12 protein-coding genes and 1 tRNA gene are annotated in these 19556 nt (G+C 34.2%); 8 read left to right on the forward strand and 5 right to left on the reverse strand.

Translation table 11 applies throughout. The features are described 5' to 3' along the window. Positions 1-114: 114 nt before the first annotated feature. Positions 115-1584: a hypothetical protein gene (locus ACZ451_RS09125; protein WP_464216807.1), complete on the forward strand. Its 1470-nt coding sequence runs from the start codon at positions 115-117 to the stop codon at positions 1582-1584. Between the two features lie 109 nt (positions 1585-1693). On the opposite strand, the gene ACZ451_RS09130 is transcribed toward ACZ451_RS09125, so the two are convergent. The 4 genes from ACZ451_RS09130 to ACZ451_RS09145 form a co-directional block, all read right to left on the reverse strand. Then, on the reverse strand, positions 1694-3424 hold the full coding sequence (locus tag ACZ451_RS09130) for a carbohydrate-binding protein (RefSeq protein ID WP_464216808.1): 1731 nt from the start codon (positions 3422-3424) through the stop codon (positions 1694-1696). Between the two features lie 444 nt (positions 3425-3868). Beyond that, on the reverse strand, positions 3869-5332 hold the full coding sequence (locus ACZ451_RS09135; protein ID WP_464216809.1) for a glutamate synthase subunit beta: 1464 nt from the start codon (positions 5330-5332) through the stop codon (positions 3869-3871). A gap of 2 nt (positions 5333-5334) precedes the next feature. After that, entirely contained in the window at positions 5335-9849 is a 4515-nt protein-coding gene (gene gltB, locus ACZ451_RS09140; RefSeq protein ID WP_464216810.1) for a glutamate synthase large subunit, read from the reverse strand. A gap of 327 nt (positions 9850-10176) precedes the next feature. Further along, positions 10177-11319 (reverse strand): acyl-CoA dehydrogenase family protein, encoded by a 1143-nt coding sequence (locus tag ACZ451_RS09145; RefSeq protein ID WP_464216811.1) that lies wholly within the window; start codon positions 11317-11319, stop codon positions 10177-10179. Between the two features lie 315 nt (positions 11320-11634). On the opposite strand from ACZ451_RS09145, the gene ACZ451_RS09150 reads away from it, so the two are divergent. The 7 genes from ACZ451_RS09150 to ACZ451_RS09180 all read left to right on the forward strand — a co-directional run bounded on the left by ACZ451_RS09150 (position 11635) and on the right by ACZ451_RS09180 (position 17655). Then, on the forward strand, positions 11635-12861 hold the full coding sequence (locus tag ACZ451_RS09150; RefSeq protein WP_464216812.1) for a Glu/Leu/Phe/Val dehydrogenase dimerization domain-containing protein: 1227 nt from the start codon (positions 11635-11637) through the stop codon (positions 12859-12861). 19 nt (positions 12862-12880) lie between these two features. After that, positions 12881-14257: a sodium:proton antiporter NhaD gene (gene nhaD, locus ACZ451_RS09155; protein ID WP_464216813.1), complete on the forward strand. Its 1377-nt coding sequence runs from the start codon at positions 12881-12883 to the stop codon at positions 14255-14257. Between the two features lie 50 nt (positions 14258-14307). Beyond that, complete coding sequence (locus tag ACZ451_RS09160; RefSeq protein ID WP_464216814.1) at positions 14308-15000, forward strand: MotA/TolQ/ExbB proton channel family protein; 693 nt, start codon at positions 14308-14310, stop codon at positions 14998-15000. A 9-nt stretch (positions 15001-15009) separates the two neighbouring features. Beyond that, positions 15010-15396 carry an ExbD/TolR family protein gene (locus ACZ451_RS09165; protein ID WP_464216815.1) on the forward strand — a complete coding sequence of 129 codons (387 nt, stop codon included), beginning with the start codon at positions 15010-15012 and terminating at the stop codon, positions 15394-15396. After that, entirely contained in the window at positions 15396-16283 is an 888-nt protein-coding gene (locus tag ACZ451_RS09170; protein WP_464216816.1) for an energy transducer TonB, read from the forward strand. The genes ACZ451_RS09165 and ACZ451_RS09170 overlap by 1 nt, the downstream gene beginning before the upstream one ends. 5 nt (positions 16284-16288) lie before the next feature. Beyond that, positions 16289-17500 (forward strand): bifunctional folylpolyglutamate synthase/dihydrofolate synthase, encoded by a 1212-nt coding sequence (locus ACZ451_RS09175; RefSeq protein ID WP_464216817.1) that lies wholly within the window; start codon positions 16289-16291, stop codon positions 17498-17500. A gap of 80 nt (positions 17501-17580) precedes the next feature. After that, positions 17581-17655: transfer RNA gene (locus ACZ451_RS09180), tRNA-Val, on the forward strand. Positions 17656-18151: 496 nt separating this feature from the next. Here ACZ451_RS09180 and ACZ451_RS09185 read toward each other — a convergent pair. Continuing rightward, positions 18152-19498 carry a sugar porter family MFS transporter gene (locus tag ACZ451_RS09185; RefSeq protein ID WP_464216818.1) on the reverse strand — a complete coding sequence of 449 codons (1347 nt, stop codon included), beginning with the start codon at positions 19496-19498 and terminating at the stop codon, positions 18152-18154. Positions 19499-19556 lie beyond the last annotated feature (58 nt).

The raw sequence follows: 19556 nt of genomic DNA on the forward strand, positions 1-19556 counted from the left end.
CTATAATTTTAGAAAGTTAATTTTTTATAAAAACTAACGATATAAAAATGATAAATATGAGTAATATTTAATAAATACAGTATTTTTGAAGCATAAATACTTATGATATAAAATATGCTTAACGAAATAATCATTTCACTTACTCCAGAAGAAAAAGCAGCATTTCTATACCAGTTGAAAAAGAAAAATAAGAGAAATGACACTAAAAATATAGCCTTGTTTAATTTAATTGCATCTGGTAGTCATCATGATTATAGTGTTCAGTTGTATAAGAAGAAATCTGCCAGTGCATATCATGCTTTAAGTAAGCGATTGAGTGATAGTCTTATTGATTTTATAGCCGTAAAAAATTTTAAAGAAGAATCTTCTGAAGAAATGGAGGTTTTAAAACTGCTTATTACTGCAAGGGTTTTTTTTGAACAATCAAACTATAAAGTAGGTTTTAAGATTCTTAAGAAAGCTGAGGTAAAAGCTAAAGAATTAGACTTTTTTAATGCTTTGAATGAAATTTATTATACTAAGATTCAATACGCGCACCTAGACGAAACTATCGATTTAGAAGAAGTCATTGCTGATTTTGAAATCAATAAAAAACTAGCAATACAAGAAGAAAAACTAAATCTATTTTATGCATCTGTACAAAATGACATAGCATTGAATCAATTTAAGATTGAAAATTTGCTTTTACAGAATCTAAAAAGATTTAATATATCTATATCAGAAACGGTAACCTATCGGTCGCTCTTTAAAATTTTAGATATAGCGAATCAAACAGCAAATCTAGTAAGAGATCATAAGTCTGTATTACCTTTTATAATAGAATCTTATGAGTTGCTTAGTCAAAAAGAAAATGATGGCAAGTACTTGTATTATCAAATACAAATTATCTATTATGTAGCGAACGCCTATTTTAGGAATAAAAATTTAAAAACGTCTCTGTATTACCTTTCAGTAATGGAAGAGCATATGCAACTTCAAAATAAAAAGTATTTAAAAAGATTTACACCGCAATTCATTTTGTTGAAAACGCTTAATTTGAACTATTCAAATCAACCTGAAAAAGCAATATACCTCATAGAAAATTTTGATTTTAAAAAACATAAAAATGAATTTTCATATGTTTTAGATTTAAAATTATGTCTTGTAGTGTATTTTTTTCAGCAATCAGATTTTAAGAAAGCACAAGAAGTGTTTAATGAATTTCATCATAGTGATATATGGTATACTTCTAAAACGAGTTTGTTATGGGTAATTAAAAAAAATCTGTTAGAGTTATTACTTTATATAGAATTAGATTATATGGATTTGGTTGAATCTAGAATAAAAAGTTTTCAGAAAAAGCATATAAATTATCTAAAACAAAAGAATGCTTTTGATGTTGTGGTATTCTTTTCTCTTGTAAAAGAATATTATCAATATCCAGAAAGAATAAATAGTAAAAAATTTAAATCTAAGTTTCAGGAATTAAAAAATTCGCTTCATGTAATAGAAGAAGATGTTTTTACAATGAGTTTTTATGCTTGGCTTAAAGCTAAAATAAATGATACTCCATTGTATGAAACTACTTTAAAATTGTTGAGTTGATTAGAATTTAAAGAGTTTGACATTACAAAAAAAATCCAGTGCAATTCGCCGCACTGGATTTATTTCAATTAAAAACTGTTAACTAATTCTCGGCTAACTCAAATATAAATTATAGTATTAATTTAACTGTTTTGGTCTTTCCATTAATGCTTACTCTGGCAACATAAAATCCTTTTGCTAAAGTATCATCTTTTAACTGTACAGTTACTAGTGGAGCAGTTGAATTAAAGCTATCGCTATATACAGACTGCCCTGTTAAATTAAAGATTTCAACGGATATATCTCCTCCACTATCAGATTCAATATTCAAATCTACTTTTCCTGTGTTATTAACTGTAGAGACTTCAAAATTATTTAGTTCGCCCTTAAATGTAGGAACAGCTACACCAATTTGATCAAGGTTAACACTGCTTGCAGCGCCACATTGTGCAATATAATCCCAGCCTGTAGCTGTACGCTGGTACAATCTTCTATCTCCATTATTAATTACTCGTTGCCCTGGAGAGTAAGTAGTATTAGGATTGTATATAGGAGCATTAGTACATGTTAGTGGCCCTGTATTGCCTCCAGTATTTCCGCCGCCTGCATTTCTAAATACTAATCCGTCTACATTAAATAAGAAATTCCCAGTGCCTTTGTATACAAGGCGAACAGTTTTGATGCCCGCATTAATTCTTATATTCCCTGTAGAAACTAACTTATAATCATTCCAACCATTAGTTTTTGGGACATTTAAAGTTCCTAATGTGTTACCATTAATGGTGAAATCTATAGTGCCACCACTACCAGCAGAAGCTGCATATACATCTATAGCATAGTTTCCTGAAGCTGGTACATTTATAAAGTGCTCGGACCATGAATTATTTTTAATATAGCCTAGACCTTTTTTATTGCCTGGAACATCTACAACTCTTACCCCTGGAGATAAGGCTTTGTAATTTTCTGATTGTAAAGTTCCTGGAATTGGGACTACAGTTCCTGTACCAGCATTTCCGCCGCCAGCTCTTGGTTTCCAGCATCTAATATATTTGTATTCACCTCTAGCTACCGTTCCGTTTACTCGTGTTCTTTGGTTGTTAACATCTGCAACTGATGGATAAGGTAGTAGATGTGGGTATGTTTCTGTGTTTAATGAAACATACATATCTTGTAAAGTAAAATTAGTTCTTAATTCTCTTACCATTACACCATCAACATAGAAGCGTACTGTATTAGAGTTTACCCACCATAAACCATAGGTATGATGTTGACCACTTACAGTACCGCCGTTAGGAAATCTATAGAATCCGGGTTGCGGCCTATCATCTTTTTGCGCAGCATTGTTGCCAGGTTTAAAATTATGATAATTAGAATGGTGTAAATCTCTAAACCTAGATCCACCAAATGCTTCTTGAATATCAATCTCATCTGTACGGTTTAGACCTTGAGGATCATTTTGCCAGTCATTATGCATCAACCAAAAGCCAGTACCTATCTGTAAGCCAGAAGCGCGGTATTGAGACTCAATATACATCCCTTGCTTCATAAGTCTACCAGCTCTGGTATATATGGCACCACCTCTAAGGTAATTTCCTTGGCCATTTTGGTTTTGTACAGTTGTCTGCATCCATAAACTTCCATTTTGTGTATATGCATTTCTTCCGTTTCCAAAAAGCATTGGTTGGCGTCCTACCCACCAAGGATGGCCAAATGCCCATTTGCTGGTGTTTAGTGCTCCATTAAACTCATCTGTAATTTCAGGAACGTTTTCCCAGTTTGCAGCATTTTGCCCCGGGGGTTGTGCATATAACATCCCTAAGGACATTATCAATAATAAAAAAAAGTAAGTAGATTTTTTCATGATTTTTAGTTTTTTAATAGGTTGTATATTGTATTGCTATAAAAAACGATTTAAAATTAACTATATCGTTTTCGTGAATATGCTAAATTAAATGATTTAAATATTTGATAATTGTGTTATTTTACCATTTGATAATACTTATTTATCATCATTTTGGCAAAATATTAACTTATTAATCATTAATTTGACAAAATATTAACTTTAAATAGTATTAAAATTAATATTTAGCGGTAGATTGATAACTAGTTGATATTATAAATAATTATAATTGTTATTTCTTATAGTCTATTTCAGTTGATTTGTATTTTTATGTATATGTTATTTAAATAATTAGCAAATAGAGTTTGTTTAATGCTGTATGAAAGACTGTAAGTAATGTTGTTAAAGCAAAAAAAGCCTGTTATTATTAATAATAACAGGCTTTTTTAAAATCTAAATTAAAATTTATAACCCTGGTAAATCTCCTTCTGCGTTTTTAGTTGGTAAATTAGATTTTCCCATTAAGAAGATATCAACTTGTCTTGCAGCTTCACGACCTTCAGAAATTGCCCAAACAATTAAAGACTGCCCTCTACGCATATCTCCAGCAGTAAAAATATTTGAAACATTAGTTTGATATTTTCCGTATTCGGCTTTGTAATTAGATCTGGCATTTGTCTCTATTCCCAGTTGTTTAGCTAAATAGTTTTCTGGACCTGTAAAACCTAACGCTAATAATGCTAAATCGCATGGCCAGGTTTTTTCAGTACCTTCTATCTCTATTAATTGAGGGCGCTCTCCGGGTGTCATTTTCCACTCTACATTTACTGTTTTTAATGCTGTTAGCTTCCCATCTTTGTTTGTAATAAACTCTTTGGTGTTTATAAGCCAATTGCGTTCAACACCTTCTTTGTGAGAAGAAGAAGTTTTTAACTGTAAAGGCCAAAATGGCCAAGGTGTAGTAGGTGATCTGTGACCTGGAGGTTTAGGCATAATTTCAAAATTAACCACCGATTTAGCGCCTTGTCGGTTAGATGTTCCAATACAATCAGAACCAGTATCACCACCACCAATTACAATAACATCTTTACCTGTTGCTAAAATTTGATCTTTAACTTCTTTTCCAAAAACTACTTTTGTTTGTTGCGTTAAAAAATCCATAGCCTGTACAACACCGTCAGCATCTATGCCTGGAGTGGGTAGTGAGCGTCTTTCTGTGGCGCCACCCGCTAATACGATGGCGTCATAAGCCTTTAAATCGTCAACAGAAACATTTTTACCTACATCGGCATTTAATTTAAAAGTAATTTCTTCTGCTTTTAATATGGCTACACGACGGTCTATAACTTCTTTTTCCATTTTAAAGTTAGGAATGCCATAACGTAATAATCCACCAATTTCATCATCTCTTTCAAACACAGTTACTAAATGGCCTGCTCTGTTTAATTGTTGTGCTGCTGCTAAACCGGCAGGGCCAGAACCAATTACGGCTACTGTTTTTCCTGTTCTTATTTTTGGAATTTGAGGTTTAATCCAGCCTTCTTTAAAGGCGCGTTCAACAATATTTTTTTCAATATTTTCTATAGAAATAGGATCTTCTATAATACCTAATACGCAAGCTTGTTCACATGGGGCAGGACATAAACGCCCTGTAAATTCAGGGAAATTATTGGTAGAATGTAAAATTAAAGATGCCTTTTGCCATTCTCCTTGGTGTACCATATGGTTAAAATCTGGAATAAGATTTCCTAATGGGCAACCACTATGGCAAAATGGAATGCCGCAATCCATGCAGCGAGAGCCTTGTGCTGTGATTTCTTTCTCGCTTAAAGGTATTGTGAATTCTTTATAATTTTTAACGCGCTCAGTTACGGGTGCGTATTTTTCGTCTTTTCTATCTATTTCTTTAAATCCGGTTACTTTTCCCATAATTATGCTACTGTTAATTCTTCAACCATTGGTTCTTCATTTGCTATGCGTTCTAAAGCAGCTTTATATTCTTTAGGCATAACTTTTACAAAATTAGCTAAGTGGGTTTCCCAATCTGCTAATATTTCCCTTCCTCTATTACTATCTGTATGAGTTACATGCTTTGTGATGAGCTCTTTTAGCTCCACTGCATCCTCTTTACTAATAGGGTCAAAATCTATAGTTTCTTCATTACACAAACCATTTGTGAATTTTCCAGTTGTGTTTAATACATAAGCGTATCCACCACTCATACCAGCAGCAAAATTACGTCCTGTATCTCCTAGTACTACAATTCTACCTCCTGTCATGTATTCGCAACCGTGGTCTCCTAGGCCTTCTACAACCGCAGTAGCTCCTGAGTTACGAACAGCAAAACGCTCTCCTGCAATACCATTAATGTAGGCTTCGCCCTTAACGGCACCAAATAAGCATACATTACCTATAATTATATTATGTTCTGCAATAAAATCTGCTTCTTTGGGTTTTTTAATAATTAATTTAGCTCCAGATAAACCTTTGCCCAAATAATCATTAGTATTTCCATCTACCGTAAATGTTATCCCAGATGCACCAAATGCACCAAAGCTTTGCCCAGCAGAACCTTTAAAATTTAAATTTAAAGTATCTTCTGGTAAACCTAAGTGACCGTATATTTTTGAGATTTCATTAGATAGAATAGCTCCTAAAGAACGATCTGTATTTTGTATTGGGTAGTTTAGATGTGTTACTACTTTTCTAAAAATAGCGGCATGTGCATCTTTTAAAATCTTAAAATCTTTTACACCCTCTAAATTATGATCTTGCTTTTCTGTATTTCTTAATGTTAAGCTATTATATTCTGCTGGTTGGTATAAGATTGCAGATAAATCTAAGCCTTTTGCTTTGTAGTGTTTAATAGCTTTGTTGGCATTTATTTTTTGTGTTTGCCCTATCATTTCATCCATTGTGCGGAATCCTAATTCTGCCATGATAGCTCTTAGTTCATTTGCTACATAGTAAAAGAAGTTGATCACGTGTTCTGGTGTGCCTTTAAAGTTTTTTCGTAGTTCTTTATCTTGTGTTGCAATACCAACAGGGCAAGTATTTAAGTGACACTTACGCATCATAATACATCCTGAAGCAACTAATGGAGCGGTAGCAAAGCCAAATTCTTCAGCTCCTAATAATGCTGCAATTGCTACATCTCTACCGGTTTTAAGTTGTCCGTCGCATTCAATAACAATACGAGAACGTAAATCGTTTAACACTAATGTTTGTTGTGCTTCCGCTAAACCAAGTTCCCATGGCAAGCCTGCATGTTTTAGCGAGGTTAATGGAGATGCTCCTGTTCCACCATCATAGCCAGAAATTAATACTACATCTGCTTTTGCTTTAGAAACACCGGCAGCAATGGTGCCAACACCAACTTCTGAAACTAGTTTTACATTAATTCTAGCTTCTCTATTTGCATTTTTTAAATCATAGATTAATTGTGCTAAATCTTCAATAGAGTAAATATCATGGTGTGGGGGAGGTGAAATCAACCCAACAAATGGGGTGGAGTTACGTGTTTCTGCAATCCAAGGTAAAACTTTATGTCCTGGTAGTTGCCCACCTTCTCCTGGCTTTGCGCCTTGAGCCATTTTTATTTGAATTTCTTGGGCTGAGCTTAAGTAATGAGAAGTTACCCCAAAACGTCCAGAAGCTACTTGTTTAATTGCAGAGTTTCTATTATCTCCATTGGCATCTGGTTGAAAACGTCTTCTGTCTTCACCACCTTCGCCAGAGTTAGATTTTCCGCCTAAACGGTTCATTGCAATGGCTAAATTTTCATGTGCTTCACGAGAAATAGATCCGTAAGACATTGCACCCGTTTTAAAACGTTTTACAATTTCTGTCCATGGTTCTACTTCTTCTAATGGAATAGGATCTAAATTATTAAATTCAAATAACCCACGGATTGTCAATAACTTTTCTGCTTGCTCGTTTATTTCATTTTTATAAATATCATAAGAAGCTTGGTCGCTTAATCTTACGGCTTGTTGTAATTTAGAAATGGTAGTAGGGCTAAACACATGGCGCTCACCGTTTCGTCTCCATCTATATTCACCACCAATATTTAAGCCTAAGCGCTTGTCTATGTGCTTTTCTGGATAAGCATATTTGTATCTTTTTGTGATTTCTTTTTCAATTTCGTAAAGCCCTATACCTTCTATTCTAGAAGCGGTATAAGGAAAATATTTATGTACAAATTCTGAGTTAAAACCTACAATTTCAAATATCTGAGAACCTCTATAAGAATGTAACGTGGAGATTCCTATTTTGTTCATCACTTTTAAAATTCCTTTTCCAATAGCTTTATTGAAATTATCAACTGCTTTTTGCTCGTCCATTCCAGTTATAAAACCTTCCTTTACCTGTGCTCTAATAATTTCATTTACCATATATGGGTTTACGGCACTAGCACCATAACCAAACAATGTTGCAAAATGATGTGGTTCTCGCGGTTCAGCAGATTCTATAATAATATCAAAATAAGAACGCTTGCGCAATCGGTTTAATTGATGATTTACATAGGAGCAAGCTAACAAGGCAGGGATAGGGGCAAATTCTTTATTGGCACCTCTATCTGAAAGAATAATAATATTTGTTTTTCTTTCTATGGCTTTTTCAACTTGCGTAATAATATTTTCTAAGGCATCTTCTAAGCCATTTAAACCTTGTGCTTTTGGATATAATATTTCAATAGTTTCCGCTTTAAAGCTTTCTATAGTAATATGTCTAATTTTTTCTAAGTCGGCATTTGAAATAACAGGGTTTTGGATTCTTAATTTTCGACACTGCCTTTCAGTAATGCTAAAAATATTTCTGTCTTTTCCTAGGTTTAAGCTAATATCTGTAACAATTTCCTCACGGATACCATCTAATGGTGGGTTGGTTACTTGTGCAAATAATTGCTTAAAATAGTTAGGAATTAATTGAGACCTGTCAGATAATACAGCCAAGGGAGTGTCAATCCCCATAGATCCTAATGCTTCCTTACCCACTTGCGCCATTGGAACTATTACTTCTTGAATGTCTTCAATAGTGTAATTAAATAGGCGTTGTCTGGTTTTAATGTCTATGGTTTCAATAGAGCAGGTAGTTCCTGTATATGGAACATCTTTTAAATGCAATCTTGTTTTATCGAGCCATTCTCTATAAGGTCTTTCTGAAACTATTTTGCTTTTAATTTCTTCGTCCTTAATAATTCGTCCTTTGTTCATGTCTACCAAGAACATTTTTCCGGGTTCTAAACGCCCATGACTTTCAATATCTTCTGGTTGAATGTCTACAACACCAATTTCTGAAGACATAATTAGTTTTCCGCTTTTTGTTACGGTATAGCGCGATGGTCTTAATCCATTACGGTCTAATAGCGCTCCAATATAATCTCCATCAGTAAACGGTACAGAGGCTGGGCCATCCCAAGGTTCCATAATACAAGCATTATATTCGTAAAATGCTTTGCGTTCCTCTGACATTGTGGAGTGCTTTTCCCATGCTTCAGGAATCATCATCATCATAATTTCGGGTAAAGAACGTCCGGTATGTGTTAGTAATTCTACAACCATGTCCATTGATGCAGAATCGGATTTCCCAGGTAAAATAATTGGGAATAGCTTATCTATTTGTGGTCCAAAAACATCAGATTTCATGATTTCTTCACGAACTCTCATTCTGGAGACGTTACCTCTTAGTGTGTTGATCTCACCATTTTGACATAAATATCTAAAAGGCTGTGCTAACTCCCATGAAGGCATTGTGTTTGTAGAAAAGCGTTGGTGTACTAAGGCTAATCTAGTTACTAAATCTGGTTGTTGTAAATCGGTATAATACGGTCCAATATCTTCGGGCATTATAATACCTTTATAGATAAGAGTGGTATTTGATAAGCTGGATAGGTAAAAATAATTACCTCCAGACATTTTTGAATTTATAATGGCATGCTCAGTAATTTTACGAGCAGCATATAATTTTGCTCTAAAAGTTTTCTCGTCTAAATTACCTTGTGCTATAAAAATTTGTTCAATATTAGGTTCCGAAGCTAATGCAATTTCTCCTAGTTGAGATGAATCTACAGGAACCGATCTCCAGCCTAATATAGATAGGCCTTGTGCTGTAATTTCTTTTTCAAATTCAGCTTTGCAGTAGTTGTATTGATTTCTAGTTTTAGGAAGAAAAACCATTCCAACTGCATATTTACGCTGTTCAGGAATTTCAAAATCGCATACTCTTTTAAAATAATCATGAGGGATATCAATGAGTAATCCTGCGCCATCACCAGTTTTTCCATCTGCACTTACACCGCCTCTATGCTCTAGCTTTACTAAAATTTCTAAAGCATCATGTATAATTTGATTGTTTTTCTCGCCTTTTAAGTTACAAATAAACCCTGCTCCGCAGTTTTCGTGCTCAAATTCTGGTAAGTATAATCCTTGCTTTTTCAACTTCATAAATGTGGTCTTTCCTCAAAAATATTACTTTCTTTTATCAAAGTTTGTACATGTTACCTTTAATCAACAAAAAATCTAGCCTTTGTGATTTAAGTATATAAAAACTGTAAATATGATTTTTTGAAAACCTAAAATTAAGATTATGATAATATTAACATTTGTTTTTGGTCTAGTCCTCTAAAAAAAAGGGTATAAGAGTGTTTGGTGTATTTTTTGTTTTTAAAACATTTTTGAAATAGGGGGGTGTGCTATTGGTTTTTATTAAATAAAATAAAAACACCCCTAAATTTTTAGGGGTGTTTTGTTATTAGTATTATTTATGAAGTGTTAATCTTTCAGAATGCCTCTAGAAATTACAATTTTTTGTATCTCAGAAGTCCCTTCGTAAATCTGTGTAATTTTTGCATCACGCATTAATCTTTCTACATGATACTCTTTTACAAAACCATTTCCTCCGTGAATTTGTACTGCTTCTATTGTAGTGTCCATAGCTACTTGCGAAGCATATAATTTTGCCATTGCGCTAGATAATTCATAACTGTTACCATTATCTTTATCCCATGCGGCTTTATATACCAAATGGCGTGCAGCTTCTATTTGCGTGTGCATGTCTGCCAATTTAAAAGCAATCGCTTGGTGGTTTGCTATTTCTGTTCCAAAAGCTTTTCGTTCTTTTGAGTATTTTAAGGCTAGTTCATATGCTCCGGCGGCAATGCCTAATGCTTGCGCTGCAATACCAATTCTACCGCCACCTAAAGTTTTCATAGCAAATTTAAAACCAAAACCATCTTCTCCTATTCTGTTTTCTTTTGGTACTTTAACATCATTAAAGAGTAAAGAATGTGTATCACTTCCTCTAATTCCTAATTTGTCTTCTTTTGGGCCTATTTCAAAACCTGGCATTCCTTTTTCAACAATCAAAGCATTGATGCCTTTATGCCCTTTTTCTCTATCGGTTTGTGCAATAACAAGGTATACTTCGGCAGAATTACCGTTTGTAATCCAATTTTTAGTACCATTTAAAATATAGTGATCGCCTTTGTCAATTGCAGTCGTTTTTTGTGATGTAGCATCGCTACCAGCTTCAGGTTCAGATAAACAAAAAGCGCCAATCATTTCGCCAGTAGTTAATTTGGTTAAGTATTTCTGTTTTTGAGCTTCGTTTCCAAAAGTTTCTAAACCCCAACAAACAAGGGAGTTATTTACAGAAACAACTACTGATGTAGAAGCATCTATCTTGGAAAGCTCTTCCATAGCAATAGCATAAGATAAAGTGTCTAAACCGCTACCTCCATATTTTGGGTCTACCATCATTCCTAAAAACCCCAATTCACCTAATTTTTTGATTTCCTCTTTTGGAAACCTTTGTTCGTTATCTCTTTCAATAACTTCAGGAAGTAATTCGTTTTGAGCAAAATCTCTTGCTGCTTGTTGAATCATTATTTGTTCTTCTGACAATGTAAAATCCATAGTAATGCGATATAAATAATAAATTGCTGTAAAGATACATGAATATTAAGATATCTGTAAAATAACTTGGCAAAGTTCAAGAATATTTTAACAACTATGGTTCTTTATAGGCGTTGATAAATTGATGTATACTTTAAATTTAAAATGCTTTTAAAGCAGTACAATATTTTTATATTTGTTGGATGTAAAATTTTCAATAGATTTTAAAATATAATTATGAGACAACAGTAACCCCTTTTGGGGAAATGTAAAATTCGTTTTAGGAAATTAAATTAGAATTATGAAGTCAATATGAATTATGAATAAATCATTATTATGAAAGAATTACTAGCACTATATGAAAATAAAGCTCCTGAGATTGTCTTTAATTGGAAAGATTCTGAAACAGAAGCCGAAGGTTGGACCGTTATCAACTCTTTAAGAGGGGGGGCTGCTGGCGGCGGTACTAGAATGCGTGAAGGTTTGGATATGAATGAGGTACTGTCTTTAGCTAAGACAATGGAAGTAAAGTTTACCGTTTCTGGTCCTCCAATTGGTGGTGCAAAATCTGGGATTAACTTTAATCCAAACGATCCGCGAAAAAAAGGAGTTTTAAAACGATGGTATAATGCGGTGGCGCCATTGCTTAAAAATTATTACGGAACTGGAGGAGATTTAAATGTAGATGAGATTCATGAAGTGATACCAATAACAGAAGATGCAGGCGTTTGGCATCCCCAAGAAGGTGTTTTTAACGGTCATTTTAAGCCAACGGAAGCTGATAAAATTAATAGAATTGGTCAATTGCGCTTAGGAGTAATAAAAGTGCTTGAGAGTACCACATATTCTCCAGATCTTTCTAAAAAATATACAGTTGCGGATATGATTACTGGTTTTGGTGTTGCAGAAGCAGTAAAACACTACTATACCATTTATGGAGGAAGCGTAACGGGAAAAAGAGCTATTATTCAAGGATTTGGAAATGTAGGAGCTGCAGCAGCATTTTATTTGGCTCAAATGGGCGCTAAAATTGTTGGAATTATAGATAGAGAAGGCGGTGTTATTAATGAAAACGGTTTTTCTTTTGATGAAATTGTAAAACTATATCAAAATAAAGAGGGTAATACATTAGTTTCGGATGAAATGATCTCATTTAAAGAAATGAATGAGCGTATTTGGAATCTAAAAACAGAAATATTTGCTCCTTGTGCAGCATCAAGATTAATTACTAAAGATCAGATTAGTCAAATGATTGATACTGGCTTGGAAGTGATTACTTGTGGTGCTAATGTGCCTTTTGCAGACAAAGAGATTTTCTTTGGCCCTATTATGGAATATACAGATGAACGCGTAAGTCTTATTCCAGATTTTATTTCTAATTGTGGCATGGCAAGAGTATTTGCCTATTTTATGGAAAGAAGAGTAGCGATGGATGACGAATTGATATTTAATGATACTTCTGATATTATCAAAAATGCTCTTTTAAATGTATACAAGCAGAATGCTACAAAACAAAATTTAAGTAAAACCGCTTTTGAAATAGCGTTGAAACAACTCATATAAAAATTAAAATTACATACCTATGGAGACTATTATTGTCATTGTTTTTCTTGCAGGATACCTTGCTATAACTTTAGAACATAACTTAAAAATAGATAAGTTAATCCCAGCATTAGCAATGATGGCGATACTATGGGCACTAATAGCACTGGGAGTAGACGGTTATGAAAATTGGTTTGATTCTGCTAAGCAGGCCCTAGTAGATACTTTTCCTTCATTAGACCATGAAGGTAGAATGCATCTAATGGAAGAATCCTTATTGCATCATTTGGGTAAAACAGCGGAGATACTTTTCTTCTTGTTAGGTGCAATGACCATTGTTGAAATTATAGATTATTTTGATGGTTTTGCTACGATTAAAGGTTTTATCAAAACAAAGAGTAAGCGAAAATTACTTTGGTTGTTTTCGATCTTAGCATTTATTCTTTCGGCAATTATAGATAACCTTACCGCAACTATTGTTTTAATAACGATACTGCAAAAAGTAATTAGAGATAGAGAAACAAAACTTTGGTTTGCGGGTATGATTATTATTTCGGCAAACGCAGGGGGGGCTTGGTCTCCTATAGGTGATGTGACCACAACAATGTTATGGATTGCAGATAAAGTAAGTGCGCTAGAATTGGTGAAACATGTTTTTATACCGTCTATATTCTGTATGGTGGTGCCAACTATAATTGCAAGTAGATTTAAAGCTTTTAAAGGTGAGATAGATGGTGATTTAGATGACGAGGCACCAAAATCTCGTTTTGGAGCAACTATGTTATACTTAGGCTTAGGAGCTATATTATTTGTGCCATTCTTTAAAACGGTAACGCATTTACCTCCTTATGTTGGTATGATGTTATCTTTAGCAGTGGTAGCTACATTTGCAGAAATATACAGTAGTTCTAAGTTTAGTATTTCTAGTTTAGATGGAGAGTCTGATGGAAGTAGTAGTGCAGGACACCACAGTCCAGTGCATCATTCTTTATCTAAAATAGAATTGCCAAGTATTTTATTCTTTTTAGGTATCTTATTATCTGTAGCTGCCTTAGAATCTTTAGGGATTTTATTTAATGCGGCAGGTGCTTTAAACGAAGCTATTCCTAATACAGATATTGTTGTAATGTTATTTGGTGTTGGTTCAGCGGTAATAGATAATGTTCCTTTGGTAGCAGCAAGTATGGGGATGTTTGCAGAGCCAACAGATAGCCCATTATGGCATTTTATTGCCTATTCTGCTGGTACAGGTGGTAGTATGTTAATTATAGGCTCCGCAGCAGGTGTAGTTGCTATGGGAATGGAAAAAATAGATTTCTTTTGGTACTTTAAAAAAATTGCATGGTTGGCACTAGTTGGTTTTGTTGCAGGTGCAGCAGTTTTTATTCTAATGAGAGATTTTATTTTTCACGGATAATTTTATTTGAAAAATAACGTTATAAAGACAACTAAAACACAATTCACTATATGTTTTTATTTCAAGACCCTATTGAAGAGGCTCAAATAGGAGAAGCACTATCAGAAGAAAAAACACTTTCTGTAATAGATTTAATTGTTAATGGTGGTACAGGTAGTATCATTATCATCAGTGTGCTTTTTGTAATGTTATTTGTAGCATTATACATTTATTTTGAACGCATTTTTGCAATTAAAGCAGCGTCAAAAATAGATGGAAACTTTATGAATCAGATAAGAGACCATGTGGCTAATGGGAAACTAGAAGCTGCTAAGGTTTTATGTGCACAAACAGATTCTCCTGTGGCAAGACTCACAGAAAAAGGAATCTCTAGAATAGGCAAGCCTTTAGATGATATTAATACAGCTATTGAGAATGCAGGAACGCTAGAAGTATATAAATTAGAAAAGAATGTTAGTATTTTAGCTACAGTAGCGGGTGCTGCACCAATGATAGGTTTCCTAGGAACGGTAATTGGTATGATTTTAGCTTTCCATCAAATGGCAACCAGCGGTGGTCAGGCAGAAATGGGATCATTGGCATCAGGTATATATACAGCAATGACAACAACAGTAGCTGGTTTAGTTGTGGGTATTATTGCTTATATAGGATATAACCATTTAGTGAATAGAACCGATAAGGTAGTACATAAAATGGAAGCTAATGCGGTTGACTTTTTAGATTTATTGAACGAACCACTTTAATTTCTGTAGATGAAACTAAAAGGTAGAAATAAGGTTAGTCCAGACTTTAGCATGTCATCTATGACAGATATTGTCTTTTTATTGTTGGTATTTTTTATGCTAACATCTAACTCTCCCAATGCATTAGATTTATTGCTTCCAAAGGCAAAAGGGAAATCCACAAACACACAAAATGTTTCTGTTAGTATTAATAAGAAACTAGAGTACTTTGTTAATAGTGAGAAGATTAACGGAGAATACATTGAAATTGAACTAAAAAAAGCACTGAAAGGGCAAGATAACCCAACAATTATTCTAAGAGCAGAAGAAAGCGTAGCCATAAAAGAAGCGGTACGCGTTATGGATATTGCTAATAAGAATAAGTATAAAGTTATTTTGGCTGTGCGTCCTAAATAATGTCGATACTAGACACAAAACATAAGCGAAACTCTTTTACACTAACAACAGCTTTGTTGAGTGCATTGCTATTACTCCTTTTTTATATTGGATTAACCTATTTAGATCCACCAGAAGAAAACGGAATTTCTGTTAATTTTGGTACTACTGATTATGGGAAAGGTAAAGTGCAACCAAAACAAAAAATTAAAGCTGCACCACAGAAAGAAGTTGAACCTCCAAAACAGCAAGAGCAAGTAGAAGAGGTAAAAGAGCAAATTCCAGAAGAAGTAAAAGCACCTGCTACTGAAAAAGTAATTACGCAAGAAAGTGAAGAATCTATTGTAATCAAACAACAAAAAGAAGCAAAACGTAAAGCAGAGAATGAAGCTAAAAAAGCGAAAGCTGCAGCAGATAAGTTAGCAAGGGAACAGAAAGCAGCAGAAGAAAAAATACAACGAGAAAAAGATGCTAAAAAGAAAAAGTTAGATGCCCTTATGGGTGGTTTAAATAATTCTGATGGAACAGCATCTGGAGGTGAAGGAAATGATGATAAAGCTGGAGATAAAGGTAAACCAGAAGGAGACCCGTATGCAACAAGCTATTATGGAAAGCCAGGAGCGGGGAATGGTAAAGGAGGTACAGGCCTGGGAGGTAGAAGCTTTTTAGGAAATAGTAAAGTGCAGCAAGACTGCAATGAAGAGGGTAGAGTTGTAGTAAAAATAACTGTAGATCAAAGTGGTAAAGTTGTTAATGCATTACCAGGTGTACGTGGTACAAATAACCCGAACCCTTGTTTGTTGCAACCTGCAAAACAAATAGCACTTTCGCACAAATGGAGACCAGATGCTAATGCTCCTAGTAAACAAATAGGTTTTGTGGTTGTAGATTTTAAATTACGAGAGTAATTCGTATGACGTACAAGGAAACCTTAAATTGGATGTTTGCTCAACTTCCAATGTATCAACAAAAAGGAAAAGATGCTTTTAATGGTAAATTAGACGGTATTATTTCTTTTTCGAACCACTTAGGTAATCCAGAAAAAAAATTTAAAAGTATTCATGTTGCGGGTACCAATGGTAAGGGTTCTAGTAGCCATATGCTTGCTTCTATACTACAAGAAGCTGGCTATAAAGTTGGTTTGTATACCTCACCACATTTAAAAGATTTTAGAGAACGTATTCGCATTAACGGGAAAACCATTGGTAAAAAAGCAGTTGTTCGTTTTATAGCAGAAAATCAAACCTATTTTAATACCAATCACTTGTCTTTTTTTGAAATGACGGTTGGGATGGCTTTTCAATATTTTGCTGATCAAAAAATAGATATTGCTATCATTGAAGTGGGTTTAGGCGGTAGATTAGATTCCACCAATATTATACAACCAGAAGTTTCTTTAATTACAAATATCGGCTATGATCATACCGATTTATTAGGAGATACACTAACTAAAATAGCATTAGAAAAAGCAGGAATTATAAAAGAAAATACTCCAGTTGTAATTAGTGAAAAACAAGATGAGATCATAAGTATATTTAAAGAAGTTGCTCAAGAAAAAAAAGCAGCATTGTTTTTTGCAGAAGATGCCATAACGGAAACCTATAAAACAAGCTTGTTAGGAGAGTACCAGTCTAAGAATGTGAAAGGGGTAATAGCGGCATTACAGCAGTTAACATCTTTTGTAATTGATGAAAAGCATATCAAAAAAGGGCTTCTAAATGTATCTGAAAATACTGGATTAATGGGAAGATGGCAGGTTTTACAAGAAAAACCTACTGTGGTGTGTGATACGGCGCATAATAAAGAAGGACTTTCTTTAGTAATGGCGCAAATAAAAAAACAAGACTTTAGAAATTTGCATATTGTTCTTGGATTTGTAAAAGATAAAGATTTAAGTTTGGTTTTGCCACTTTTACCTAAAAAAGCACACTATTATTTTTGTTGCCCAAAAGTATACAGAGGATTAGATGTAGAGGTTTTAAAGGAGCAAGCAATAGCATTTGGTTTAACTGGAACTTCTTATACTTCTGTGCATAAGGCATTTAAATCTGCCCTTAAAAATGCTAGCAAACAAGATTTTATTTATGTTGGAGGTAGTACTTTTATAGTGGCAGAAATAGTTTAGAATTTTTTTCTTTTTCTTTTGGGTAAAAGAAAAACTATGCTATATTTGCACTCGCTTAATGGAATACGTTAAGTAAATGAGGGCTCTTAGCTCAGTTGGTTCAGAGCACCTGCCTTACAAGCAGGGGGTCACTGGTTCGAATCCAGTAGGGCCCACATTAGTAAACAAAGGCTTTCACGGATGTGAGAGCCTTTTTTAATTCTTGTAGTTGCGACTTTTTTGCAAAATTTAGTCCTCCATTTCAGAAACAAACTTTGTTATATTGCCTTTGAAGCTTCGGTTCCTAAATAATTGTTCCGATATAAGATGTGGATTATCTATTCAACGTTTCATACAAATAGCGCATAGTTTGTTCCTGTCGCCTTTCGACAAGTTCTTTAGCCTCCAATGCCCTGGGATTTTGCCAAATCTGGATTTTTTATAAAACTTCTTCTTTCTATAATTTAAAATACGATTGCTTAACGAGCTTATATCTTTTCCTTTAATTGATGTATGCCGTAAGCCCTTTAATTCATACAAAACATATCCTTTTCAGTCTAATTGCTGACAAAGAGTAATTGGAAATGAATTAGCCCTCTTATATCGTAAAAAAACGCAACTATCACAGCAACTTATGCGCTTTCAATGAGAAAACCGCAATTAAAATTTTACCTATAATTTCTCTATTTCTTCTAAAGTCTTTCCTTTCGTTTCGACTAAATGTTTAGATGCAAAAAAGAAAATCAGCAAACAAAAAATTCCGTAAAGTCCAAAAGTAATTCCGCTCCACGAGCCTTTAAAAGTGTCTAAAAGCACTGGAAATGTGAGGGTGACAATATAATTTGTCATCCAAAGGACAAAAGTGGCCACACTTATACCCTCACTTCTTATTTCATTAGGCAACAGCTCACTGATCAATACCCAGGTAACAGGACCCGCAGAAACAGAAAAAAAGGCAATAAAGACCAACATCATAATCAGTATAAAAAAAGGAGGGGCAAGCCCTAGAGAAAATGATGCTCCTAGTATGAATAACGAAAGGGCCATTCCCAAACCGCCCCATTTTAGCAATTTTTTTCTTCCGATTTTATCAATTAAGAACATGGCGATGATTGTAAAAACTGACATGATCATACCCACACTTATGGTTTGTAGGATTGCCGTAGATTTTCCAACACCGATACTTTCAAAAATATTGGGAGCGTAATACATTATGATGTTGATTCCCGTTAATTGTTGCAATGCCGCTAAAATAATTACCATAATGGTGAATTTTTTAAAATGCGGCTTCAGGAGTTTTTGATAGGTTGTTTTAAAATCTTTAGTACTATGTTCTTCCGTAGTCATGTGTTGTATAATCTCACTCTCGATGCGCATTGCATTTTCTTTTCCATTGATTTTATACAATACTTTTTTTGCAATTTGGGGTTTTCCGTTCGCAAATAACCATCTTGGGCTTTCAGGTACGAATATTAGCAAGATGAAAAAAAGAAAAGACGGAAATATTTCTACACCTAACATCCATCTCCAATTTATTATATCTGGAAGGGTGCTTAGAAAATAATTAGAGAAAAAAGCAACAGTAACCCCTAATACGATGGCCAATTGATTAAGGGAGACCATCTTTCCCCGAACCGCTGCAGGGCTTACTTCGGCAATATAAACCGGAGACAACATAGATGCCGCACCAACACCTAGACCTCCCAACATACGATAAATAACGAAGGTCGTTGTAGTTGTAGCCAAGGCACTACCTAAAGCGGAAACGGCAAATAAAAGAGCAGTCAACATCAACATTTTTCTCCTGCCCCAAATAGCACTTGGCCTACCCGATCCCAAAGCCCCTATGGCGCAACCGATTAACATACTGCTTACCACAAAACCAAAAGAAAATTGATCAAGATCAAAATAGGATTGTATATATAGATTGGCACCAGAAATTACCGCCGTATCAAAACCAAAAAGAAAGCCCCCCATAGCCGTAACCATACTTATTGCTAAAACATACCTAATATTCATTTTTAATATTTAAAATTTTGAGTTTCAAATATAAACAAATATATTTGTACCAGTTCAT

This window comes from Allocellulophaga tsushimaensis (genome assembly GCF_055383085.1).